The 22,422-nt window shown below is 63.8% G+C and carries 22 protein-coding genes and 1 pseudogene; 7 read left to right on the top strand and 16 right to left on the bottom strand.

The window, feature by feature from the left end:
• Positions 1-38: 38 nt before the first annotated feature.
• From RX331_RS08595 to RX331_RS08550, 10 genes and pseudogenes are all read right to left on the bottom strand, one after another.
• Entirely contained in the window at positions 39-971 is a 933-nt protein-coding gene (locus tag RX331_RS08595) for a polyphosphate kinase 2 family protein (protein WP_317256166.1), read from the bottom strand.
• A pseudogene (locus RX331_RS08590) lies at positions 940-1,948 on the bottom strand (branched-chain amino acid ABC transporter permease). The gene RX331_RS08595 and the pseudogene RX331_RS08590 overlap by 32 nt, the downstream one beginning before the upstream one ends.
• On the bottom strand, positions 1,945-2,826 hold the full coding sequence (locus tag RX331_RS08585) for a branched-chain amino acid ABC transporter permease (protein WP_317256165.1): 882 nt from the start codon (positions 2,824-2,826) through the stop codon (positions 1,945-1,947). The pseudogene RX331_RS08590 and the gene RX331_RS08585 overlap by 4 nt, the downstream one beginning before the upstream one ends.
• A 168-nt stretch (positions 2,827-2,994) precedes the next feature.
• The gene (locus tag RX331_RS08580; protein ID WP_317256164.1) at positions 2,995-3,699 is read right to left on the bottom strand and encodes an ABC transporter ATP-binding protein; all 705 of its coding nucleotides are present in this window, start codon (positions 3,697-3,699) and stop codon (positions 2,995-2,997) included.
• Between the two features lie 3 nt (positions 3,700-3,702).
• Positions 3,703-4,470, bottom strand: a complete 768-nt coding sequence (locus tag RX331_RS08575; protein ID WP_317256163.1) for an ABC transporter ATP-binding protein — start codon at positions 4,468-4,470, stop codon at positions 3,703-3,705.
• 15 nt (positions 4,471-4,485) lie between these two features.
• Entirely contained in the window at positions 4,486-5,805 is a 1,320-nt protein-coding gene (locus RX331_RS08570; RefSeq protein WP_317256162.1) for an ABC transporter substrate-binding protein, read from the bottom strand.
• 204 nt (positions 5,806-6,009) lie between these two features.
• Positions 6,010-6,720 (bottom strand): NUDIX hydrolase, encoded by a 711-nt coding sequence (locus RX331_RS08565; RefSeq protein WP_317256161.1) that lies wholly within the window; start codon positions 6,718-6,720, stop codon positions 6,010-6,012.
• A gap of 41 nt (positions 6,721-6,761) precedes the next feature.
• Positions 6,762-7,787, bottom strand: a complete 1,026-nt coding sequence (locus RX331_RS08560; protein WP_317256160.1) for an ABC transporter substrate-binding protein — start codon at positions 7,785-7,787, stop codon at positions 6,762-6,764.
• Positions 7,788-7,970: 183 nt separating this feature from the next.
• Positions 7,971-8,759: an ABC transporter permease gene (locus RX331_RS08555; protein WP_317258062.1), complete on the bottom strand. Its 789-nt coding sequence runs from the start codon at positions 8,757-8,759 to the stop codon at positions 7,971-7,973.
• Between the two features lie 172 nt (positions 8,760-8,931).
• Positions 8,932-9,759: an ABC transporter ATP-binding protein gene (locus RX331_RS08550; protein ID WP_317256159.1), complete on the bottom strand. Its 828-nt coding sequence runs from the start codon at positions 9,757-9,759 to the stop codon at positions 8,932-8,934.
• Positions 9,760-9,884: 125 nt separating this feature from the next.
• Here RX331_RS08550 and RX331_RS08545 point away from each other — a divergent pair, with 125 nt between their 5' ends.
• Together RX331_RS08545 and RX331_RS08540 are read left to right on the top strand one after the other, a co-directional pair.
• Positions 9,885-10,670, top strand: a complete 786-nt coding sequence (locus tag RX331_RS08545) for an ATP-binding cassette domain-containing protein (RefSeq protein WP_317256158.1) — start codon at positions 9,885-9,887, stop codon at positions 10,668-10,670.
• Entirely contained in the window at positions 10,667-12,226 is a 1,560-nt protein-coding gene (locus tag RX331_RS08540) for an ABC transporter permease/substrate-binding protein (RefSeq protein ID WP_317256157.1), read from the top strand. Before RX331_RS08545 ends, RX331_RS08540 begins: the two co-directional genes overlap by 4 nt.
• Before the next feature lie 125 nt (positions 12,227-12,351).
• On the opposite strand, the gene RX331_RS08535 is transcribed toward RX331_RS08540, so the two are convergent.
• The 3 genes from RX331_RS08535 to RX331_RS08525 form a co-directional block, all read right to left on the bottom strand.
• Positions 12,352-14,079, bottom strand: coding sequence for a sulfatase-like hydrolase/transferase (locus tag RX331_RS08535; RefSeq protein WP_317256156.1), 1,728 nt, complete (start codon positions 14,077-14,079; stop codon positions 12,352-12,354).
• 35 nt (positions 14,080-14,114) lie between these two features.
• Positions 14,115-15,824: a sulfatase-like hydrolase/transferase gene (locus RX331_RS08530; RefSeq protein WP_317256155.1), complete on the bottom strand. Its 1,710-nt coding sequence runs from the start codon at positions 15,822-15,824 to the stop codon at positions 14,115-14,117.
• Between the two features lie 293 nt (positions 15,825-16,117).
• Positions 16,118-16,804: a TetR/AcrR family transcriptional regulator gene (locus RX331_RS08525; RefSeq protein WP_317256154.1), complete on the bottom strand. Its 687-nt coding sequence runs from the start codon at positions 16,802-16,804 to the stop codon at positions 16,118-16,120.
• A 216-nt stretch (positions 16,805-17,020) separates the two neighbouring features.
• On the opposite strand from RX331_RS08525, the gene RX331_RS08520 reads away from it, so the two are divergent.
• Positions 17,021-17,635, top strand: coding sequence for a hypothetical protein (locus RX331_RS08520; RefSeq protein WP_317256153.1), 615 nt, complete (start codon positions 17,021-17,023; stop codon positions 17,633-17,635).
• Between the two features lie 2 nt (positions 17,636-17,637).
• Here the strand turns inward: RX331_RS08520 and RX331_RS08515 are convergent, their stop codons facing one another.
• Positions 17,638-17,880, bottom strand: coding sequence for a hypothetical protein (locus RX331_RS08515; protein ID WP_317256152.1), 243 nt, complete (start codon positions 17,878-17,880; stop codon positions 17,638-17,640).
• 17 nt (positions 17,881-17,897) lie between these two features.
• Complete coding sequence (locus tag RX331_RS08510) at positions 17,898-18,749, bottom strand: SDR family oxidoreductase (RefSeq protein WP_317256151.1); 852 nt, start codon at positions 18,747-18,749, stop codon at positions 17,898-17,900.
• Positions 18,750-18,775: 26 nt separating this feature from the next.
• Here RX331_RS08510 and RX331_RS08505 point away from each other — a divergent pair, with 26 nt between their 5' ends.
• The gene (locus RX331_RS08505; RefSeq protein WP_317256150.1) at positions 18,776-19,009 is read left to right on the top strand and encodes a hypothetical protein; all 234 of its coding nucleotides are present in this window, start codon (positions 18,776-18,778) and stop codon (positions 19,007-19,009) included.
• Positions 19,010-19,208: 199 nt separating this feature from the next.
• Entirely contained in the window at positions 19,209-20,312 is a 1,104-nt protein-coding gene (locus RX331_RS08500; RefSeq protein WP_317256149.1) for a DUF2336 domain-containing protein, read from the top strand.
• A gap of 90 nt (positions 20,313-20,402) precedes the next feature.
• On the opposite strand, the gene RX331_RS08495 is transcribed toward RX331_RS08500, so the two are convergent.
• A complete protein-coding gene (locus RX331_RS08495; protein ID WP_317256148.1) occupies positions 20,403-21,239 on the bottom strand; it encodes a LysR family transcriptional regulator in 837 nt (278 codons plus the stop codon).
• Between the two features lie 99 nt (positions 21,240-21,338).
• Between RX331_RS08495 and RX331_RS08490 the strand changes: the two genes are divergently transcribed.
• Together RX331_RS08490 and RX331_RS08485 are read left to right on the top strand one after the other, a co-directional pair.
• Positions 21,339-21,791 carry a PaaI family thioesterase gene (locus RX331_RS08490; RefSeq protein WP_317256147.1) on the top strand — a complete coding sequence of 151 codons (453 nt, stop codon included), beginning with the start codon at positions 21,339-21,341 and terminating at the stop codon, positions 21,789-21,791.
• Positions 21,792-21,975: 184 nt separating this feature from the next.
• Entirely contained in the window at positions 21,976-22,395 is a 420-nt protein-coding gene (locus tag RX331_RS08485; RefSeq protein ID WP_317258061.1) for a GFA family protein, read from the top strand.
• The last annotated feature ends 27 nt before the right edge of the window (positions 22,396-22,422 follow it).

The following is a 22,422-nucleotide window of genomic DNA, read 5'->3' as shown; positions in this document are numbered from 1 at the left end:
CTGTGCTGGGGGTGGACGAAAGCGTCTCCTTGACCGCCTTACTTCTTGTTCTTGCCCGTTCCTTCGCCCTTCCCTTCCGCCAGCAGCGCCTCGCGGACCTGCTTGAATTCGCTGCGGTCGGCCTTGTCGACTTTCGGAAAGTGCAGATCGAGTTCCTCTAGTGCGGCCACGATGGTCGAACCGATCACAACGCGGGCGAACCATTTGTGGTCGGCAGGGACCACGATCCACGGGGCCGCCTTCGAGGCGGTATTGTGGATCATGTCCTGATAGGCGGCCTGGTATTTCGCCCACAGCTTGCGCTCGCCGATGTCGGCGAGTGAGAACTTCCAGTTTTTGGCGGGGTCCTCCAGCCGTTCGAGGAAGCGCTCGCGCTGCTCCTCCTTGGAGACGTTGAGAAAGAATTTCAGGATCACGGTGCCGTTGCGCGCGAGGTAGCGCTCTATGGCGGAAATATCCTCAAAGCGCTCCTTCCAGATGTCCTTGGTCACCAGTCGCTCGGGTATCTTCTGCTTGGCGAGTATTTCCGAATGGACCCGCACTACCAGGCACTCCTCGTAATAGGAGCGGTTGAAGATACCGATCCGGCCGCGCTCCGGTAGCGCGATCATGGATCGCCACATGAAGTCATGATCGAGTTCTCTGCTCGACGGCTGCTTGAACGACCAGACGTCGCAGCCCTGCGGGTTGATACCTTCGAATACGCTCTTGATCGCACTGTCCTTGCCGGCAGCGTCCATGCCCTGGAAGATCAGCAGCATCGACCAGCGGTCCTGCGCGTAGAGCTTTTCCTGGAAGTCGTTGAGCCGCTTCCGGTTGGCCTCGATGATCTTGGTCGCCTTGTCCTTGTCGAGGCCGCCCTTCTCGTTGGTCTTGTACGATTTCAGGTGAAATTCGCCCGAGCCGTCGTAGCGGAACGGGGCGATGTAGGGTTTCAGATCATCGGCGAGCGATTGCGACTTCTTGTTCATGTGGTTTTGGGTTTCTTCGGTTGCGCTTTCAATCTGTCGAGGACGCTACCAAGAATACCCTTGGGAAGGAATATGATGAAAAGCACCAGCAGCAGGCCATAGACGAGGTTGTCCCAGCCGACCGCTTTGGTGCCGAAAGAGATGCGTAGGATTTCGGCGAGCAGGATGGTGATGATGGCGCCGACGGTGGGGCCGAGCGAGACGTACAGCCCGCCGACGATCACCGCGAACACCATCTGCAGCGACACCGCGATGCCGCTGACTGTGTCGGGCGAGATGAACATCTGGTACTGGCAATATAACGCGCCGGCGAGCGCGGTCATCAGCGCCGAGATCAGCGTGATCTTGAGCTTTTCGGCCGTGACGTTGACGCCGGCCGCGGCCGCGGCGTCCTCGTCCTCCGAGATCGCCTCCATGGCATAGCGGCTCATGCTGTAGTCGACCCAACGCCAGATCAGAAGGCCGAGCACCCAGACGCCAAGCGCGATCAGGTACCATGTCGTCTTGTCGTCGAACTGCAGCGCCATCAGTCCCTTGCCGCTCGGCGCGCGGTTCGGCGTGTAGCCGAGCGAGCCGCCGGTGTAGTCGCGCGTCGCGGTGATGACCTGCAGCACAATGCCCGACAGCGCCAGCGTCACCAGCACAAAATAATGCCCGGTGATGCGGAAGCGAAAACAGGGATAGGCGACGATCAGCGCCAGCACGCCCGCCGCCACCATGCTGATGGGAATGCCGATCCATGGCGACAGCCCCATGTGGTTCCAGAGCAGCGCGGTGACATAGGCGCCGACGCCCATGAAACCGCCATGGCCGAGCGACACCAGGCCGAAGCGGCCCATGATCGACCACGCGGTATAGGCGAACGACCAGATCAGGATCAGCACGAGGATATGCAGGTGATAGGGATCGCGATAGAGGAAGGGCAGCGCGATCAGCGCGGCGAGGCCGACACCCCAGGCGAAATTGCGGGAATTCACGAGCGCCTCGCCAGAAGGCCCGCGGGCCGGATGAACATCATGACGATGAAGAAGGCGAACGCCAGCACGTAACCCCATTCGAGGTCGGAGAACAGGCCGCCCAGCGAAATGATCTCGGCGAACACGAACGCCGCGATGAAGCCGCCGACGAAATTGCCGAGCCCGCCGAGCACGCAGATCAGGAAGGTGATCGGCCCGAACGACAGCCCGACAAAGGGATGCACGTCATATTGCAGCACCAGAAGGCAGGCGGCGAGGCCAGCGAGCGCGCCGCCGAGCGCCGAGGTGATGAGATAGATCCGGCGCGTATCGACGCCCATCAGCGGCATGATCTGGCGGTCCTGCGAGATGGCGCGGATCGCGGTGCCGGTAAAGGTGCGCGTCATGAAGAAATAGACCGCGAGCATGCCGAGCAGCGCGGCGATGAAGGCAAGCAGCCGCGAATAGCTGAAATGCATCTCGCCGATCGCCAGCACCGGCAGGCGGATGCCGAGATTGCGGAAGTCAATGCCGAAGGCGACGGTCGCAAAACTCTGCAGGATGAACAGCACGCCGCCGGTCGCGAGCAGCTGATTGATCGGCGGAGCCGTCAGTAGCGGCTCGATGACGAGATAATGCAAGAGCGCGCCCAAGCCCGCGACCAGAAGGATCGCGATGGGGGCTGCGACCCAATATGGCAGGCCGAATACTTGGACCATGTAGTACATGCCATACATGCCGATCATGACAAGCTCGGCGTAGCAGATCCAGGTGACGTCGATGACGCCGAAGATCAAATTGAGCCCGAGCGCGAGCAGTGCCAGCACGCCGCCGAGCAGGATGCCGTTGACCACGGCTTCCAGGAGATAAATGTCGAAGATGTCGAGGAAGGCTTGCATCGTTGTGGTCTCCTTACCTCTCCCGCTTGCGGGGGAGGTCGACGCGCGTCAGCGCGGCGGGTGGGGGCTCTCTCCACACGAGCGGTATGACTCGTGGAAACACCCCCACCCCAGCCCTCCCCCGCAAGCGGGAGAGGGAGCGCACCGTTTGCGTTGATACAGCCATGCTCAAACCCCCAAATACGCCTGCTTGATGGTGTCGGTCTTCATCATCTCCTCCGACGTGCCTGACGCGCGGATGGTGCCGGCTTCCAGCAGGTAGGCGCGGTCGACCACTTTCAGCACCTGCTGCACATTCTGTTCGACGATCAAGACCGTCAGCCCTGAGGCGCGGATCCGCTTGACCAGCTCGAACACCTGCTGCACGACGACCGGGGCGAGGCCCGCCGAGGGCTCGTCGAGCAGCAGCAGTTTCGGGTCCGACATCAGCGCACGACCGATCGCGCACATCTGCTGCTCACCGCCCGACATGGTGCCGGCCATCTGGCTGCGCCGCTCCTTCATGCGCGGAAACAGGTCGAACACGAATTCCAGCCGCTGCGCATATTTGGCGCGGGCGCCCGGCATGTAGGCGCCCATCTTCAGATTGTCGTCGACGGTGAGCCGCGGAAACAGCCGGCGGTTCTCCGGCACATGCGCGATGCCGAGATCGACAATGCGATGCGCCGGCGTCGCGATGACGTCACGGCCTTCCATGGTGATTGAGCCATTGACCGGCCGGATCAGGCCGGAGATGACGCGCATCAGCGTGGTTTTGCCGGCGCCGTTCGGGCCGATCACGCCGACCGCTTCGCCCGCCTTGACGTCGAGATTGGTGCCGAACAGGGCCTGGAACGTGCCGTAGCCAGCGTCGACCGATTTCAGTGCGAGCATGCGTTACACCCCTGCCCGCCGGCGCGCTTCCGCCGCGGCGGCCTGGCTCGAATCCGCGTCGGTGCCGAGATAGACCTCGATGACGCGCGGATCGCTCACTACCGCGCTCGGCAAGCCTTCCGAAATCTTCTCGCCGTGATCGAGCACCATCACGCGATCGACCACCCGCATTAACACGCCCATGATGTGCTCGACCCAGATGATGGTGATGCCGAGTTCGTCGCGGATTTTGCGCAGCATGTCGGCGGCTTGGTCCATCTCGTGCTCGTCGAGGCCGCCGAGGCTTTCGTCGGCGAGCAGGAGCTTCGGCCCCGTGGCGAGCGCCTTGGCCAGCTCGAGCTTCTTCAGGGCGGCGGCCCCTAAGCCATCGACGCCGACGTGGCGGTCGGTCGGCAGGCCGACCATGCGCAGCGCGCGCTCAGCGGCTTCGTCGGCCTTGGCGCGGCTGTGGCGGCCCTGGCCGTAATAGCCGGCCAGTGCGACGTTCTCGAAGATGCTGAGGCGGTGAAACGGCCGCGGGATCTGGAAAGTGCGGCCGATGCCGCCATTGATGATGCGGTGCGGGGCTGTGCCCGCGATCTCCGCGCCGTCGAACAGGATCGATCCGGCCGTCGGCACCAGCGTGCCCGACAGCATGTTGAAGATGGTGCTCTTGCCCGAGCCGTTCGGGCCGATCAGGCCGAGGATCTCGCCCTGCTCGACCCGGAACGACACGTTGTTAACAGCGGTGAAGCCGCCGAAGCGCTTCACCAACCCTTCTACAGTCAGCACGCCAGGATCTCCGGGTTACTGGTTGCTGAACGTCGTTCCCTTCGGCAGCGGCAGCACGGCCTCGCGCTGCGCCTGGCTCTTTGGCCATACGACGTAGGACTTGTCGTCGACATACTGGATGACCACCGGGAACGAGCGCTCGTTCTGGCCGGCCATCTGGGTGCCCTCGCCATGGAACTTAACGCCGAAGCCCAGCATGGTGCCGCCTTCCGGAATGTCGGTCTCGAGCGCGGCCTTGCGCAGCGCATCGGGATCGACGCCGCCATACTTCTTGATGGCGCGCGGCAGCACGTCGGTCAGGAACAGATAGGTGTTGGAAGCGGCCATGCCGACATGGGCGGAGCGGATCGCCACCCCGGGCTTGGCCTTGTCGAACTCCTCGCCGACCATCTTGATGACCGGCGGCAGTTTCGGGTCCATGCCCTTCTGGTTGGCGAGCCAGATCGAGATCGGATCGGTGTTGAAGACGTAGTTGACGTCGGCCCCCAAACCTTCCTTCAGCTTCTCGTAGACGCCATATCCCGCGCCATGGCCGACCAGCGCGGCAAACTTCAGGCCCTGCTCGCGCGCCTGGCGGCCGAAGAGGGTGATGTCCGGGTTATAGCCGGTGTGGAAGATCACATCGGGCCGCGCCCGCTTCAGTTTTGTCACCAGCGCGGACAGATCAGGCGCGGTGGCGGAATAGCCTTCCTTCATCACGATGTTGAAGCCGGCCTTCTTGGCGCCGGCCTCGTTGCCCTTGGAAACGTCGACGCCATAGGCGCCGTCCTCGTGGATGATGGCAACCCGCAGATCCTTCGGCTCCTTGCCGAGCTTTTCCTTGGAATTCTGCGCGATGAAATCCATCGTCATCATGCCGAACTGATCGCCGGAGGCCTGCGGGCGGAACACGTATTTGAAGTTCTTGTCGGCCAGCACCGCGGATGAGATGCAGGTGGTGATCCACATGAAATTCTTAAGCTGCTCGACGCGCGCGGCCACCGGCACGCATTGCGCCGAGGAGAAGAAGCCGAGCAGCATGTTGACTTTTTCCTGCTCGATCAGCCGCACCGCCTCGTTGATGGCGACATCGGGCTTGCTCTGGGCGTCGGCATAGACCGCCTCGACCTTGTAACCCTCGACGCCGGTCTTGGCGTACTGGTCGAGCATGATCTTGGCGCCGATATATTGCAGCTCCGAGCCGCCGCCGGCCAGCGGGCCGGTCAGGTCGTAAATCACGCCGATCTTGATCTTCTTTGCTTGGTTTTCTTGAGCCCCGGCGGCGACCGCCATCCCCAGCGCCGTGATCGCGACGGATAGTCCGACGAGAAGGCGTGCAGCGTTATGCCCCGGCATCCAATCCTCCCTCCGATGGTGCAATGCACCTTATGTTTTTTGTCGTTTTCTTTTTTCGTTGTTGGTCTCATCACAAGGGCAGCGCCGTGGGATGTCAAGCCGTATCGCCGAGGCCACACTGTCGCGCCGCCCCGGGACCCAAAGTAGCAGATTTCCACTGGGCGGACTTATGCGTGTCCGCCATCGTCGATAGCCGGGCCCGTTTCAGGCGGCAAACTGCGCTTCGAGAAACGCCGCAACGAAACGCGGCATCGCGCCGGTGAGATCGCGCGTGCTGCGGACGAGGTGGATGGCACATAGTTCAGGCTGATCCTGCGCCGCAAGATTGCGCTCGATCCGATCGCGCACGGCTTCACCCGGCAGCCCAATATGCAGCAGCCGGATCATCGCCAGCGCTGGTCCGGTATAGATGCAGTGCCAATGCGGATCGGTTTCATATTCGCCAGGCAGAAGCCCAGTCTCCTCCTCCAGCTCGCGCGTGACGCTGCCGGGAATATCGACCGCACCATCCCTGATGTCGTTGAGGTCGGGCGTTCCGGACGGAAAATAGATGCGGCCGGCATTGGAGGTGTGCCCGGCCATCTCGCCGAGCACGAAGGCACCGTCGGCGCAGCGGAGGGCGCCCATACCGAAGCCGTTGAACACGCCGGGATCGGGAAAGCCCCAGTCGCGCCAGGCCAGAAAGCTGGCGAAGTCAGTCTCGAAATAGCCGGCGCTGAGACGATTGCCCGAAAACACCGGATTGCGGCCGAGCAGGACGCGGCCGTTCCACGTCGCCGGCTTTTGGCGCTGCTTCCCCGCGAAATGCACGTCGATCTCCGCGCGCCGCGCTTCGGCGAACGGCCAAGGCCACGTTTCGACGGCGAGATCGAGCGCGCTGATGCGATGAATCACCAAAGGCTTCGCACTACTCATCGCATCACGCCGTTCGCTATCGCCTGAAGACTAACCGGACATCACTTCGAACTGCTGCCGGTGGTCTTGGCCTGCTCGACATACTTGTTGGTCCAGGTCTTGGTCACGTCGATATTGGCCTTGGCGACTTCGGGTGAGCCCTCGCTGAACACGGCGAGCACCGCTTCGGCGCCCTTGGGGTCCATCTTGCCGGTTTCCGAAAACATCGGGATCGTGTTCTTCAGCGCGGCGAGATATTGCTCCTTGTTCTTGCCGACGATTTCATCGGGCATCTTCGCCATGATGTCTTCCGGCGAGTGCGAATGGATCCAGGCGAGCGTGTTGACGATCGCATTGGTCAGCGCTTGCACTTCCTTCTCGTGCGACTTGATCCAGGCCGTGGTGGTGTAGAGGGCGCCGCCCGGATATTCGCCGCCGAACAGGGCCAGCGTGTCCTTCTGGCTGCGGGTATCGGCCAGGATCTTCAGGTCCGGATGGCTGCCCTGCAGCACCGTGACGGCCGGATCGAGCATTACGGCGGCGTCGATCTGTCCCTGCTGCATCGCCGCGACAGCGGTCGCACCAAGACCGACGCCTATCACGGCGGCGCTGGTCGGATCGAGGCCGTTCTTCTTGAGCAGATACTTGAGGAAGAAATCGGTCGAGGAGCCCGGTGCGCTGACGCCGACCTTCTTGCCGGCGAGGTCCTTGACCGACTTGATCTCGGATGTATTTGACGGCGAGACCACCAGCACGAGGCCGGGATAGCGGTCATAGATCACGAAGGACTGCAGCTCCTGTTTCTTGGCGGCAAGGTTGACGCAGTGGTCGAAATAGCCGGACACCACATCGGCGCTACCGCCGAGTACGGCCTTGAGCGCATCCGAGCCGCCCTTGAGGTCGACCAGTTCGACGGCCACGCCGGCCTTTTCATATTCGCCCAGCTGTTTCGCCAGCACCGTCGGCAGATAACACAGGCACGAGCCACCGCCGACCGCGATGGTGACCTTGCTTTGCGCCGCGGCAAATCCCGGCGTCAACGTCAGCGCCAGCAGGGATGCGGCCATCAGGCCGAACAGTTTCTTCATGGGTTCCTCCATTTGTTGGTCCGCAAGATAGAGCAACGCCTGAGGCTTGAGAAGCTGCAGCGTCATTCCGAGAAGATCGCGAGCACCAGACCTCAGGGGCGCAATTGCGACCTCGGGGATCTCGAGATTCCCAAGGGGCGCATAGTTCTCGCTGCGCGAGCCCCGGAATGAGGCCTTCCAAATCTACCCCCTGCCCTCCGCCGCCGCCGGCCGCCAAACCAACAGCCGGCGCTCCACCAGCGTCACGCCCATGTCGATCAGGATGACGAAGGCGGACAGCACGAACATGCCGGCGAATACGCCGGCGACGTCGAAGACGCCTTCGGCCTGCTGGATCAGGTAGCCGAGGCCGGCGGCCGACCCCAGATATTCGCCGACGACCGCGCCGACCACCGCAAAGCCGACCGAGGTGTGCAGCGAAGAAAACATCCAGGACAGCGCCGAGGGCCAGTAGACATGCCGCATCAACTGCCGTTCGTTCATGCCAAGCATGCGGCCGTTGTCGAGCACGGTATTCGAGACTTCCTTGACGCCCTGGTAGACGTTGAAGAACACGATGAAGAACACCAGCGTCACGCCGAGCGCGACCTTGGACCAGATACCGAGCCCGAGCCACAGCGCGAAGATCGGCGCCAGTACCACGCGCGGCAGCGCGTTGATCATCTTCACGTAAGGATCGAACACCGCGGCGACGAGCGGCTTGCGCGCAAACCAGAAGCCGACGAGGACGCCGCCGATCGAGCCGATCACGAAAGCGAGGATGGATTCCCAGAGCGTGATGAAAAGGTGCTTCCAGATCACGCCCGACGAAAACCATTTTACAATTTGGCTGAAGACATCGACCGGCGTGGAAAAGAAGAATGGCGGCAGCAGCATTTTTCCGAACACCTCTACGGTCGCGAAGAATTGCCACAGCCCCAGCGCGATGACGGCGACCAGCAGCTGCAGAAGAAGGAGGACCGGGCGCGACATCATCGATAACTACCCCCTGTCCTCCCGGCGAAGGCCGGGACCCATAGCCGCGGATGTTCATTGTTGCAGAAGGTCTCTGCCCCGTCGTCAAAACGATAGGACACGGAGTATGGGTCCCGGCGCCAAGTGCGCAAATTGCGCACAAGGCCGGGACGACGCGGGACTGAAAACATCAAACCGCTACTCCCGCCTGCGTCGATTGCACGTAGCCCTTCATCACCTCGTCCTTCAGCACGCTCCAGATCTCCCGGTGCAGTTCGTGAAACTCTTTTTCCATGCGAACTTCCGAAATGTCGCGCGGCCGCGGCAGCGTCACCCGCCAGTCGCCGATGATGCGGGCCGAGGGGCCGGCCGACATGATCACGACACGGTCGGCGAGCGCGATCGCCTCCTCGAGGTCGTGGGTGACGAATAGCACCGCCTTGCGGTCGGCATTCCACAGTTCGAGCAGCAAATTGCCCATGATCTGCCGGGTCTGGGCATCGAGCGGGCCGAACGGCTCGTCCATCAAAAGTATCTTCGGATCACGGATCAGCACCTGCGCCAAGGCGACGCGCTTGCGCTGGCCGCCGGACAGCATGTGCGGATAGCGACCTGCGAAGGCGCCGAGGCCGACCGAGGTGAGCCAGCCCTGCGCGCGCTGCAGCGCCTCGCCGCGCGGCGCGCCCTTGATCTCGAGCCCGATCGCGACGTTGTCGATCGCGGTCTTCCAGGGAAACAGCGCGTCCGCCTGGAACAGGTAGCCGGCTTCGCGGTTCAGGCCGGTGAGCGGCTGGTCGAAAATCTTCACCGAACCTGCCGCAGGCTTCAAAAGCCCCGCCGCGACGTTCAGCAGCGTCGATTTCCCGCAGCCCGTCGGCCCCACGATGGCGACGAACTCGCCATGGGCGACGGACAGGTTGGCCTTTTCCACGGCCGTATAGACGCGGTCGCCGGCCACGCGGAACGCCACCGTCGCATCGCCAAGCGCAACCGCTGTCGGCTGTGCGGTATCTGCCATGTTTCTCCCCAAATCTTTGGAGGGATGCCTTAGCGGGTCAGGAGGAGAAGTTCAACGCGGCGTCCTGACGTGGTAGGTGGTGAGTCCACCCTCCCCTCCAGGAGACGGTGAAGAGTCGAGATCGCATGAGCCCTCCCCTGATCAGCTATCGCGATGTCAGCAAGACTTTTGATGGCGGCCGTGTCCTCGCCGTCGACAACGTGTCGCTCGAGGTCGCCGAGGGCGAATTCCTCGCCATTGTCGGCGGCTCGGGCTCGGGCAAGACCACGCTATTGCGGCTCGCCAACCGCCTGATCGAGGCGGATAGCGGCACCATCACGGTCGAGGGCGAGGACGTGCGCAATGTCGATCCGATCCTGCTACGCCGGCGGATCGGCTATGTCTTTCAGAGCGGCGGGCTGTTTCCGCATCTCACCGTATCAGGCAATATCGGCATCACGCCGAAGCTGACGGGAACCCCGCCTGCCGAGATCGCCACGCGCGTGGAGGAACTGCTCGACCTCGTCAGGCTCGACCGGGCGCAATACCGCGACCGCCTGCCGCATGAACTTTCCGGCGGCCAGCGCCAACGCGTCGGCGTGGCGCGGGCGCTCGCCGCAAATCCGCGCATCGTGCTGATGGACGAGCCATTCGGCGCGCTCGATCCCTTGACCCGCGACGCGCTGGGTGAGGATTTTCGCGAGCTGCACAGGAAGCTCGGCCTGACCACAGTGATGATCACCCATGACATGACGGAGGCGATTTTGCTGGCCGACCGCATTGCGGTGATGCAAGGCGGAAAGCTGCTGGCGCAGGGCACGTCGTCGACGCTCTCCGAGAGCGACGATGCCTATGTCGGCGAGCTACTGCGCACGCCGCGCCGGCAGGCCGAGCGGCTCAGTACATTGCTGCCGCGGGACGGTGCGGCATGAGCATCTTCACCGATCCACGCTGGGGCGAGGCGCTGGGCCACCTGCCCGATTATCTCGGCAGTCATGTCCGCGTCAGCGTTGCCGCGCTGGCGCTGGGGCTGCTCGTCAGCCTGCCGCTGGCAATTCTGTCGCGCCACCGGGCGGTGCTGCGCGGGGCGCTGCTCGGGCTCGCCAGCATCGTGCAGACCGTGCCGGGACTGGCGCTGCTTGCGCTGTTCTATCCGCTGCTGCTGGCGCTCGCGGCGCTGTCGCTGACGTGGTTCGGGTTCAGTTTTTCCGCGTTCGGATTTCTGCCGGCGGTGCTTGCGCTGGCGCTGTATTCGATGCTGCCGGTGCTGCGCAATACGATTACCGGCTTGCAAGGCGTCGACGCCGCGGTCCTGGAAGCGGCGCAGGGCGTCGGCATGACGCCGCGGCAATCACTGTTCACGGTGGAGCTGCCGCTGGCACTGCCGGTAATGATGGCGGGCATCCGTACCGCGGCGGTCTGGGTGATCGGCACCGCGACGCTGTCGACGCCGATCGGCCAGACCAGCCTCGGCAATTACATTTTTGCCGGCCTGCAAACCCAGAACTGGGTGTTCGTGCTGTTCGGCTGCCTTGCCGCCGCGGTGCTGGCGCTACTGGTCGATCAACTGCTGGCGCTGATCGAGAGCGGGCTGCGAAGCCGCCGCCGTTTTCGCGCGGCGCTCGGCGGCGCCGGCATCGCGGCGCTGGTGGTGGCCACGCTCGCGCCCAACATGGTGCGGCCGCAGACGAGCTACATCATCGGCGCCAAGACCTTTACCGAGCAATATGTGCTGTCGGCCCTGATGGCGCAGCGACTGAAAGCGGCAGGCCTTTCCGCCACGACGCGCGAGGGCCTCGGCTCCAACGTGATCTTCGAGGCCTTGGCGTCAAACGATATCGACGTCTACATCGATTATTCCGGCACGCTGTGGGCCAACCAGTTTCACCGCAGCGATATCAAGCCGCGCCAGGAGATCCTGGCCGAGCTGAAGACGATGCTGGCGAAGCAGAATATCACGCTGCTGGGCGAACTCGGCTTCGAGAACGCCTATGCGCTGGTGATGCCGAGAAAGCGCGCCGAGCAGCTTGGCATCCGCACCGTCGCCGACCTCGCCGCGCGCGCCGCCACCCTGTCGATCGCCGGCGACTATGAATTCTTCTCGCGGCCGGAATGGACCGCGCTGCGCCGGGCCTACGGGTTGTCGTTCCGCGCCCAACGGCAGATGCAGCCGGACTTCATGTATGCCGCGGCCGCCTCCGGCGAGGTTGACGTCATCGCCGGCTACACCAGCGATGGCCTGATCGCGAAATACGATCTGGTTGCGCTCGGCGACCCCAAGCGCGCAATCCCGCCCTATGACGCGATCATGCTGCTGGCGCCCAAACGCGCGGGTGATGAGGCCTTGCGCAAGGCGCTGGCGCCGCTCGTGGGCAAGATCGACATCGCCACGATGCGCGAAGCGAATTTGCGCGCCGCCGGCAATGACGCGGCGAGCTCGCCGGACGCAGTGGCACAGTGGCTGTGGGAGAAGGTGGGGAGGAAGTAGAAGGCCGTTGTCTGCCGCGATCCATCCCCGTCATAGCGGAGCGATAGCGACGAAGCAATCCATCTCTCCGCTTGCGGCGCGATGGATTGCTTCGCTTCGCTCGCAATGACGGAGATAGAGCGCCTTCAAAGCCCGTTGATCATGCCCGCGTCGATCAGCATGCGGTTGAACCTCCGCGCCTCCGCGCCCTTCTTGCAGGCGTAGAATGCGCCCTTGCAGCGGAGCATGATGCTCTTCTGCTCCTTGAACGACGGATCGAGCGGGAGGCCGGCGGCTTCCTGCAGCACGAGCGGCAGGTAGGCGGCATCGAGGCTCTCGAGCGCCGATGACAGATTCGCCGGCGAATAATTGATGCCGTCAATCGCGTAGTAGGTCGAATAATAGCGCGGGTCCGCACTCATCAGGCGCCTGGCCAGCTTCGCCCGCTCAATGCCGGGCTCGAGCAGCTTTTGCGAGATCGCCGGCTGGTGATCGCCGAAGCGGACGACGAGGAAGGATTCATCCGGATAGTCGCGCTTTAGCCGTTCGGTGAATTCACGATAGTCGTTCGCCGTCATGGTCTGGCGACGGATGTACTCGTCGACCTCGGCGGTGTTGCCGGGCGGCGTCCACCCTGATGGCGTCAGATCGGGCCGGTAGACGTCGGTCCAGGGAAAATGGTTGGCCGTGAGATAGACGAACATGAACACCGGCGCCTGTGACGCCTGCTCGCGCGCGAACGCCTTCAGTGCCTGGTCGTAATAGAAGCTGTCGGGCTGCATATCCTCGCTCACGCCCATCTCGGCCATGTCGATGAAGCGCTCGACGCCGGCGCCCTTCTGGAAGGCGCGGGCGCTGAGGAAATCGCCATAGGTCGGATAGAGCGAGACGGTCTTGTAGCCGCAGCGCTGCAGGGCCTGCGGCAGACCGCGCGTGACGCGGCCGGCGGCGATGCGCGTGACGTAAAACTTCAGATCACCGAACGAGCGCGCCGACAGGCCGGTCAGCACGTTGAACTCGGTGTACCAGGTCGGACCACCCGTCGATTCCGCGATCATGGTCCGCCGCTTGCCGTCGGCCGATTTGAAGAAATCCGTGTAGTCCGCCGGCACCTTGATGCCTGGCGCCGCGGTGACGTCGAAGCTCGATTCGTCGAGCAGCAGGATGATATGCGGCCGCTTGGTCGCCGTGTCGCAGGCGTCGGCGGCGACCAGCGCCGATGAGTGGGCGGCATGCGCTTCTCGCGTCAGCAGCGGGCGATCCGCCGGCGGATCAGCCTCGATCCAGCCGGTCGACGCCAGCCGCGATACGGCTACCACGCCGGAGCGCGCCAGGTTGGAAATGTGGTTGACGCCCTGGAACGGCTCCCAGGGTTGCTCCGGCGAGGCCACCGCCATGACCGATATCAACGCCGTTGCACCGGCAAGGCCCGATAGCGCCAGCGAGCGCCGCACACGGAACGGATCGAAGCGCCACAGCGCCCAGAGCAGCGGAACTGCAATGAGCCCCGCCACCACCAATTGCGTCTGCAGGCTTGGGAACACCGAGAGCATGAATGAGAAGGTGTCGCGGTCGATGATCAGGAAATCGAGGAACGTCAGCGTGAGTTGCAGGATGCCAAACTTGAAGCGCGATAGTTCGATCAGCACCACGATGAAGCCAAGCGCCAGCGCGGCGCAGACGCCGGGCCGCTGCAGCACGACGAGCAGGAAGCAGTTCACGAAGGCCCACGCCAATAGCGACAGCGCGATCGCGAACGGGCCGTATTCGGTGGTGAGCAGGACCGCCAGCCCCGCGAGATGAACGGCAATAACGAGGCCGGCGAGGACAAAGAACCGGATGCCGCGCGTGTTTGCGCGGCTGCTTTCGTTCATTCCGGGTCCCGCAACGGCCGACATGTCCGAACGTCCTAAAGTCCTTTGATGAAACCTGCCTCGATCAATAAGCGGTTGAACCGGCGCGCCTCCGCGCCATCGTTGCAGGCGTAGAATACACCCTTACAACGGAGCATGATGTTCTTTTGCTCCTCAAACGACGGATCGAGCGGAATGCCGGCCGCTTCCTGCACCACCAGCGGCAGATAGGGTGCGTCGATCGTGTCCATCACGGCGGGACTCTTCACCGGCTGAAAATTAATCGCGTCGATCGCGTAGTAGGTGGTGAAGTAGCGCGGATCATAGGTGTTGAACTTGCGGGCGAGCCTGGCTTCGTCGAGGCCGGGATCCAGCAGGTTGGATGAGAATTCCGGCTGGTGATCGCCGTAGCGGACGATCAGGAACGGCTGCGCCGGAAACTTCTTCTTCAGGCTGGCGACGAACGCCGCATAGTCGCCGGCGCTCATCGTCTGGCGGCGCAGATATTCATCGACCACCGGCTCGTTGCCGGGCATGCGCCAGGACGGCAGCAGGTCCGGGCGGAACCTGGTTTCCCAGGGGAAATGGTTGGCGGCGAGATAGACGAAGGTGAACAGCGGCGTATTGGCCGGCTGCTCGGCAATCAAATTGACCGCCTTGTCGTAGAAGAAGCTGTCCGGCTCGATGCCCTTGGCGCCGAGCGCGCGCGCATCATAGAAATGCTGGATACCGGTCGAGGTCTGGAAGCCTCGCGCGCTCATGAAGGCGCCGTAGGCCGGATAGAGCGAGATGGTGCTGTAGCCGCAGCGGCGCAGCGCCAGCGGCAACCCGCGCTCCACCCTGCCCGACGCGATGCGGGTGACGAAATAGGAGAAGCGGCCGAACGAGCGCGACGACAGGCCGGCGAGCACGTTGTACTCGGCCATCCAGCTGGCGCCGCCTGAGCTCTCGGCCATGAACTTGCGCTCGCGGCCGTCAAACGACTTGAAGTGGCTGCCGTAACCCTGCGGCACCTTGACGCCGCCGGCCTGACGGATGTCGAAGCTCGACTCGTCATGGATCATGATGATGTGCGGACGGCGGCCGGCGACGTGGCAGGAATCCTCCAGCGGCACCTTGAGCCGTTCGGCGGTGACCGCTTCCGATTCCATGAAACCGTAATTGACGAAGTCGGATACCGCGGTAACCCCCGAGCGGGCGAATTTCGAGAGATAGCCGTCGTCGTAATAGCCGCGCCAGGCTTCATCGGGCCAGACGATGGAGTGACCGGCGAGCGCGGCGAGACCAGCGAGCAGGCCGGCCACCGCCGGCAGCCGACGGATGCGGAGCGGATCGAGCCACCACAGCGCATACATCAGCGGCAGGATGACGAGCGCGGCGCCGACCACGTTCCAGCGCAAATTCGGGAAGATCGTGAACAGATAGGCCGCGGTGTCGCGGTCGATCATCATCAGGTCGACGAAGTTCGCGGTCATCTGCACGACGTCGTGCTTGAGCTGCGACAGCAGCACCAGCGCCACGACCAGCGTCAGCGACAGCGCACCCGACAGCGCCGGGCGGCGGAGCAGCGCGATAAAGAAGAAGTTCAGGACGCTCCAGGCCAGGGCAAACCCCATGCGGCCGCCGAAATCGGTCTCGGTGTGCAGGAGGATCGCCAGCGCCGCCATGTGCGGTGCAGCAACGGCCGAAAGCCGCCAGAAACCGATCGCGGCCAGCCCGGCGACGAGGGTGGTAGCGGACGGCCCAGGATTTGGCGCGGGCGCCATGGGAAACAACGCAACATGACCCGGCGCAATGCAAAGCCTTGGCTGGCGACGTACCAGGAGACGCACGACCCAGCCGGAACCTGTGCCGCGTCACAAAAACGTAGTGGAATCGTCATGAACGCGCAATGAATTTGCCTCCTGTGGACGGCGCCGTGGTGAATACGGGGCGGCGACAGCTAAGGGGCTGCTGTCATTCCGGAGCGATGCGAACGCATCGAACTACGGGGCGCCCCTTGCGCCCCTTGGAATCTCGAGATTCCGGGTTCGCTTCGCGCCCCGGAATGACGGAGCCATCACATCCGCTTCGCAATCCCCGCGATGAAGAGATCGAGCACCGCCTCGGCGGTTCGCTCGGCCTCGCCGGCCGCCACCCCCCAGCGCGGGAAATGGCCGTCGATGTTCATCCGGGCAAAGCCGTAGACCAGCGCCCGTCCGGCAATCTGGACCTGCTTGAGGTCGGGGACGTGAAGCTGCCCGGCGGCAAAGGCGTCCGCCAGCGTCCGCTCGGTCAGCGCGATCAGCTCGGCATTGTCGCATGAGATGGCGTCCGCGCGGTCATGATCGAACAGGCGGCGGCTGGAAATGATCTCGAAATGGGTCGGGTTGCGCATCGCCCAGCGCAAATAAGCGAGCCCGAGGCAGCGAAAGCGGCCGAGGGGGTCACCGGGTGGCGCGGCGGCCAGCGCCGTCTCGATCTCGGCGCGGAACCGGCGCTGCGCCTCCTCAGCCACCGCCTGGATCAAGGCGTCGCGGCTCGGAAAATGCCGGAACGGCGCCCCCGGCGATACCCCGGCGCGACGGGCGGCCTCGCGGACGCTGACCGCATCCATCCCGCCCTCGGAAACCAGTTGCAGCGCGGCCTCGATCAGGACGCGCCGGAGGTCGCCATGGTGATAGGGCTTTTGCGCCGGTGCACGGGATGCCGGACGGCGCGGGCGGACGGCGGATTTCGCGGCGGACGATTTGGCGGGGCGGCGCATGGGCCGTCCATAGCATCACCGGCTTGTGAATGTAAGCACTGATTACACAGATTGACCTGGTCGATGACGGGTATGTAACTGGTGATTACATTCGCACGACATCATCCGCGTCATTGTTGGGCGCAGCGAAGCAATCCACCTCTCCGCACGGAGATAGATGGATTGCTTTGTCGCTTCGCTCCTCGCAATGACGGCAGAGACATCGGGGGAAGACACATGACACATCAAAAATGGTTCGAAGGCTGGCGGCTGTTCGCCCTCCTCGCGCTGACGCTGCTGGGCTTGAGCATCTGGATCGCCGGCATGCGCGGCTTCGAGGTCGAGGGCGTGCGCATGGTGATCCGTTTCACCGCGCGGACTTCGCTGGTCCTGTTCTGCCTCGCATTTGCCGCTGCCGCGATGGTCCTGGTATGGCCCAACGCCGGAACGCGCTGGCTGCGTCGCAACCGCCGCTATCTCGGCGTCAGTTTTGCCGCCTCGCACGCCATCCACGCAGCCGCCATCCTGGCCTTCGCCGTGATGGATCCCGAAGCCTATGCGGCGGCGACCTCGCTCGCCTCCTACATCTTCGGCGGCATCGGCTATGCCTTCATCATCGCGCTGACCGCGACGTCGTTCGACCGCACCGCAGTAGCAATCGGCGTCCGCGCCTGGCGGCGGCTGCATCTGATCGGCGGTTACTACCTGCTATTCCAGTTCATGGTGTCGTTCGGCAAGCGCATCCCGGACATGCCGCTCTACGCGCTGTTCCTCGTTCCGCTGATCGCCGTGTTCGCGCTGCGGATGATCGCGATGGTGCCGCGCGCGCGGGCGCCGGCGCGGGTGGGATAGAGCTAGTCGCCCGCGACCAGATGATACTTCCGCCCGAGCCGGCGGTGCACCGACATGACGGCACGGTCGACGTCGCTGATCAGGCTATCGCCGAGCACCACGTTGGGGATTTCCCAATTCCGGCCAGCGCTGATGTTGGGAAGTTCGCGCACAGCGGGGACGGAGGCGGTTTCGCAGCCCGGCTCGCTGCGCAGCGCCGTCTCGGCAAGCGCGGTCAATTCCGCCCTGGTCTTTCCCGCCGTCACTGCTCGCCGATGCCTTCTCACGCCGGCGGCGTCAGCCCGAGACGCTTGGCGATGATCCTGTCGAGCATGCGCTTGGGCAGCACGCCGGCCATGAACACCTGCACGGGATCGGGTGCGATCACGTAGCGCACCTTGGGCTTCGGCAGCGTCAGGGCCCCGAACACCTTCTCGGCGATCGCCTCGGGCGGCAATCCGGTGGCGCCGAGGTTCAGCATGAAAGTGCGGATTCTCTCCAGCATCGGCAAATACGGCGAGTTCTTGTAAGTCGAGATGTCGACTTCCTCGGCCTTGTCCCAGATCGGCGTCTTCACCGCACCGGGAGCGATGATGATGACGTCGATCCCGAACAGCATCAGCTCGCGGCGCAGGCTCTCGGACAATCCCTCGAGCGCGTGCTTGGAAGCCGAATAGGGCGCGGTGATCGGATTGCCGTTCTTGCCGGCGACCGACGACATCATCACGATCCGCCCCTTCGGCCCTTTCAGGGACGGATCGGCGCCGAGCAGCGGCCCGAAGGCCCGGGTTGCAATGATCGGCCCGATGAAATTGACTTCCATCTGGCGACGGAATTCGTCGGCAGCGAGCTCCAGGACCGGGCCGGAGACCGCGATGCCGGCATTGTTGACGAGACCGGCCAGCGTTTCGCTATTGAGTGCGGAACGGACTTCGCGCGCGGTGGCCAGCACCGCCGCGTCGTCGGTCACATCGAAGATCAGCGGCGTGAAGTTGGCCCCGAACTCGCCCTTGAGGCGGTCAGCGTCGGTCTGCTTGCGCACGCTGCCGAACACGCGGAAGCCGCGGTCCAGCAGCAGCTTCGCGCAGGCCCAGCCGATTCCGGTGGACGCGCCGGTGATGACGACTGATCTCATGCTCAAAATGCCTTGTCAGAGGTTTAATGAAGTTCGTCGTGAAGGAATGCTTAAGCGTTGGATTGCCCGAACTTCCTGCGGCCGGCGCGGCCAGCGTTGATGTCGCCTTGTTCGGCACGTTGCCAATCGATTTTTCCCGGCAACGATTTGGTGAGGATAGCAGCCACACGGAGATACCGAAAGTGTCGGCGGATGGCCAATTGGCTGCAACATCGACGATTTATCCCACGAAATCGCCGAATACGCGTCCACAGCGTTAGTAAAGCAATTCGGAACGTACTGTATGCAATCCGCGGCGTAGTTTATCCCTTTGCGTGGCCGGCGTCCGCCGCGAAGCAATCGCTCTCTTCGAATGCAGCCTCACTGTAGTTCCACCGGGTTTCGAGTTTTAACGCGGGTGTAAGGCTCGGCTCGTCATTGTGCGCGCGAACCCTTCAACAACCAACAAGGCTGCCCACAATGGTGCAACAGCCGGCGCACTCGATTATTGCCGAGCTCGAAGATGCCGTCAGAGGCGGTTCATCCGCCAAGCGGGTGGAAACCCTGCGGCAGGTTACCGATCTCTTTCTCCATGACGGAGAACGTCTGAGCGACGACCAGGTCAAGGTCTTCGACGACGTGCTCTGCCTTCTGATCGCGCGCGTCGAGACGCGGGCGAAGGCCGAGCTCTCCAAGCGGCTGGCGCCGCTCGACTACGCTCCGTTCGAGGTGATCCAGCATCTAGCCTGGGACGACGAGATCGAGGTCGCCGGCAACGTGCTGGCCCATTCCAGCCGGCTCGGAACCGAGGTGCTGGTCGAGATCGCCAGCAGCAAGGGACAGGATCACCTGCTCGCGATTTCCGGCCGGGCCAGCCTGCCCGCCGCCGTAACCGACGTCATCGTCGATCGCGGCGAAGGCGCGGTGATCCGAAAGCTCGCCAACAATGCCGGCGCGCAGTTTTCCGACCAGGGCTATTCCACCATCGTCGCCCGCGCCGGCTCGGATGACGAACTGGTAGAAATTCTCGGCCTGCGCGCCGATTTCCCGCAAAAATTCATGATCGATCTGCTGCGCCGCGCCAAGGATACGGTTCGCACGCGGCTCCTGGCCATCGCGCCGCCCGCGGTCCAGGAAGAGATCAAGCGGGTCCTGAGCGAGATCGCCCGCGAGACACCGCAGCCGACCCGCAGCTTCGGCGTCGCCGAGGAGCTGGTGAAGCTGATGAAGGGACTGAACGAGCTGGACGATGCGGCGGTCTACAAGTTCGCTGAGACCAACAAGTTCGACGAGGTGACCGTCGCGCTGGCGGTGCTCAACGAGATGCCGGTCGAAATGACCGCCAAGCTGATGGACGGCCCCCGCGCCGACCTTCTCCTCATTCCCTGCCGGTCGGCGCGCCTGAACTGGCCGACCGTCGAGTCGATCCTGCGCAACCGGCCGAAGCATCCGGCCAATGCGCAGATACTGGAGATCGCGGAACGGGACTATCGCAAGCTGTCGATGGAGACGGCGCAGCGCACCGTCCGCTTCTGGCAGTTGCACAACAAGATCGAGAAGGAACCGATTATCCGGACGCACTAGCGTCCGGCCGGTCACCACCTCCAATCATGGCCGGGCTCGTCCCGGCCATGCGCTTTTGGGCGAACTCTCACGACCGGTGGCGTCAGCCGATCACAGATCCTCCAGCGCACGATCGAGCCAGCCGTCTCCGCCGCCTCTGACCCATTCAAAGCCGAGCCGCCGCGTTAGCTCGACGCCCTCCGGGCGGAGCATCCGGACTTCGGGATGTTCAAAGCTGTCCGGCATCAGGCAGAAGCCGAGACCGGCCGCCACCATCGCGAGCGCCCGCGCATCGCTGTCGGTCTGCGCGACCACGCGGGGCCGCACCTTCCACGCGTCAAGAATGCGCGAGGCCGACTGCAACTGCTCGCAATGCACCCGCACGATCAAAGGCTGGCCCGCCAGTATCTCCGGCGAGACCGGCCCGCGGGGAAAGGTGCGCACGGAAACCGCCAGCGCCTGCCAGTCGGCGCCCAGCTCCCGTTGCCGATGGCCGCGGGCCGCCGGGGCCAGCGCGGTCAGGATGACGTCGTAGCGGCCGCTCGTGAGCCGCTCCCGCAGCTTGGCGAGCGGCGCATCCTCGGTGCGCCAGGAGCGTCCGGGCTCCAGCGCGCGCAGCCGAGCGATACATTGGGCGACGAAGCCGGGCGCGATCGTCGGCAGGATGCCAAGCCGCAGCGGCCGGCCCGGCGGCTTGCCGCCGGACGCCGCCTTGAGCCGCTCAGCCTCGCGCAGGATCGACCGCGAGGTCTCCAGCACCTCTTCGCCCTTCGGGGTGAGCCGCACCCCGCGCGCATGGCGCTCCAGCAAGGTAAAGCCGAGTTCGGCCTCGAGGGCGGCGATCGCGGCCGACAGCGTCGGCTGGGTGACGAACGCCCGGCGCGCGCCTTCGCTGAAGCTGCCCGCTTCGGCGACAGCAACGAAGTACCTGATCTGCTTGAAGTCCATCCATAGAGGATACCTATGGCTCGATATCGGAGCAATCGAGATTGCCTAAGTCTCCGCCCGGTCCGAGCATGCGCCCGCGCAAACTGCCGGGAGGATGCGATGGACCAGCCGAAACAGCCGATGACGCCGGATGCGATCCGCGCCCTGGTCGAACGGGTGACCCGAGCGCCCGGCTATACCAGCAGCGTCGGCACCAGGGTCGAGAGCGCGGAAGCAGGTCATGTCGTGATGTCGCTCGCCAGGAACGACAATCTCCTGCAGATCAACGGCTTCTTCCATGGCGGGGTCATCGCCGGGTTAGCGGACCATGCCGGCGGCGGGGCGGTCACGACGGCGATGCCATCAGGCCGGTTCGCAGTAACCGTGAACCTCAACGTCAGTTTCCTCGCCCCGGCGAAAGGCGACAGGCTGATCGCCCGCGCCCGCGCGATTCAGGTCGGCAGCACGATCGGCGTGGCGCATGTCGAGGTGGCATCGGTCGCCGATGGCGTCGAGAAGCCATGCGCGGTGGCGATCGTGACGCTTCGCGGCGTCGATCTCCCCGCCAAATAAACGGTGGCATCTCGGCTTGGAATTCATCGGCAACGCGCTTCTTGCAGGGACCGCGAACGGCCGGGACCGGGTGAGCCGCCTCGATCATCTTCAAGACCTTATCAACCGGGCGCGCAGCCTTCGCCGCGGTAGCACCAAGCCGTGCTTTTGCGGTAAGCTCCGAAAGACGCTGGAGATTTTTTCGATGGGCTACGCAAGGTGCAACTGCGGAGCAGTCACGCTTTCGCTTCCGGAAGAACCTTCCAAGATCGTTGTTGCTTGTCACTGCATCGACTGCCAACGCCGGACCGGCGCGCCGTTCGGCGTAGGCGCTTATTACCCCGCTGAGGTGGTCGCCATCTCAGGAACCTCAAAAGAGTTCACGCACGCCGCCGCAAGCGGCGGGGAAATGCATAATTATTTTTGTCCAGAGTGCGGTTCAACGGTCTATTGGAAAGTCAGTAATTTGCCTGCGCTGATCGGCGTTGCAGTTGGCGCGATGGCAAATCCAAAATATCCGGCTCCCGTCATATCGGTTTTTGAGCAATCGAAACATGACTGGGTTCAAATTGGTGGCGCCGTTGAGCATTTCCCTCAAAACTACCGCCCCAAGAATTCAAACTGAGACACCACCAAATAAAAGCCATGCTGG

The sequence above is a fragment of the Bradyrhizobium sp. BWA-3-5 genome (assembly GCF_032917985.1).
Lineage (GTDB): Bacteria > Pseudomonadota > Alphaproteobacteria > Rhizobiales > Xanthobacteraceae > Bradyrhizobium.
Note: the sequence above shows the minus strand (reverse complement) of the source record. Positions and strands in the feature narration are given on the sequence as shown.

What these genes read in the sequence shown, in the direction of transcription:
- RX331_RS08510 (WP_317256151.1), bottom strand. Translation starts at nt 18,749, where the DNA reads ATGAGATCAGTCGTCATCACCGGCGCGTCCACCGGAATCGGCTGGGCC.
- RX331_RS08500 (WP_317256149.1), top strand. Translation starts at nt 19,209, where the DNA reads ATGGTGCAACAGCCGGCGCACTCGATTATTGCCGAGCTCGAAGATGCC.
- RX331_RS08485 (WP_317258061.1), top strand. Translation starts at nt 21,976, where the DNA reads ATGGGCTACGCAAGGTGCAACTGCGGAGCAGTCACGCTTTCGCTTCCG.
- RX331_RS08580 (WP_317256164.1), bottom strand. Translation starts at nt 3,699, where the DNA reads ATGCTCGCACTGAAATCGGTCGACGCTGGCTACGGCACGTTCCAGGCC.
- RX331_RS08550 (WP_317256159.1), bottom strand. Translation starts at nt 9,759, where the DNA reads ATGGCAGATACCGCACAGCCGACAGCGGTTGCGCTTGGCGATGCGACG.
- RX331_RS08530 (WP_317256155.1), bottom strand. Translation starts at nt 15,824, where the DNA reads ATGGCGCCCGCGCCAAATCCTGGGCCGTCCGCTACCACCCTCGTCGCC.
- RX331_RS08525 (WP_317256154.1), bottom strand. Translation starts at nt 16,804, where the DNA reads ATGCGCCGCCCCGCCAAATCGTCCGCCGCGAAATCCGCCGTCCGCCCG.
- RX331_RS08595 (WP_317256166.1), bottom strand. Translation starts at nt 971, where the DNA reads ATGAACAAGAAGTCGCAATCGCTCGCCGATGATCTGAAACCCTACATC.
- RX331_RS08520 (WP_317256153.1), top strand. Translation starts at nt 17,021, where the DNA reads ATGACACATCAAAAATGGTTCGAAGGCTGGCGGCTGTTCGCCCTCCTC.
- RX331_RS08535 (WP_317256156.1), bottom strand. Translation starts at nt 14,079, where the DNA reads ATGAACGAAAGCAGCCGCGCAAACACGCGCGGCATCCGGTTCTTTGTC.
- RX331_RS08490 (WP_317256147.1), top strand. Translation starts at nt 21,339, where the DNA reads ATGGACCAGCCGAAACAGCCGATGACGCCGGATGCGATCCGCGCCCTG.
- RX331_RS08565 (WP_317256161.1), bottom strand. Translation starts at nt 6,720, where the DNA reads ATGAGTAGTGCGAAGCCTTTGGTGATTCATCGCATCAGCGCGCTCGAT.
- RX331_RS08555 (WP_317258062.1), bottom strand. Translation starts at nt 8,759, where the DNA reads ATGTCGCGCCCGGTCCTCCTTCTTCTGCAGCTGCTGGTCGCCGTCATC.
- RX331_RS08560 (WP_317256160.1), bottom strand. Translation starts at nt 7,787, where the DNA reads ATGAAGAAACTGTTCGGCCTGATGGCCGCATCCCTGCTGGCGCTGACG.
- RX331_RS08545 (WP_317256158.1), top strand. Translation starts at nt 9,885, where the DNA reads ATGAGCCCTCCCCTGATCAGCTATCGCGATGTCAGCAAGACTTTTGAT.
- RX331_RS08505 (WP_317256150.1), top strand. Translation starts at nt 18,776, where the DNA reads ATGAAGTTCGTCGTGAAGGAATGCTTAAGCGTTGGATTGCCCGAACTT.
- RX331_RS08585 (WP_317256165.1), bottom strand. Translation starts at nt 2,826, where the DNA reads ATGCAAGCCTTCCTCGACATCTTCGACATTTATCTCCTGGAAGCCGTG.
- RX331_RS08495 (WP_317256148.1), bottom strand. Translation starts at nt 21,239, where the DNA reads ATGGACTTCAAGCAGATCAGGTACTTCGTTGCTGTCGCCGAAGCGGGC.
- RX331_RS08540 (WP_317256157.1), top strand. Translation starts at nt 10,667, where the DNA reads ATGAGCATCTTCACCGATCCACGCTGGGGCGAGGCGCTGGGCCACCTG.
- RX331_RS08570 (WP_317256162.1), bottom strand. Translation starts at nt 5,805, where the DNA reads ATGCCGGGGCATAACGCTGCACGCCTTCTCGTCGGACTATCCGTCGCG.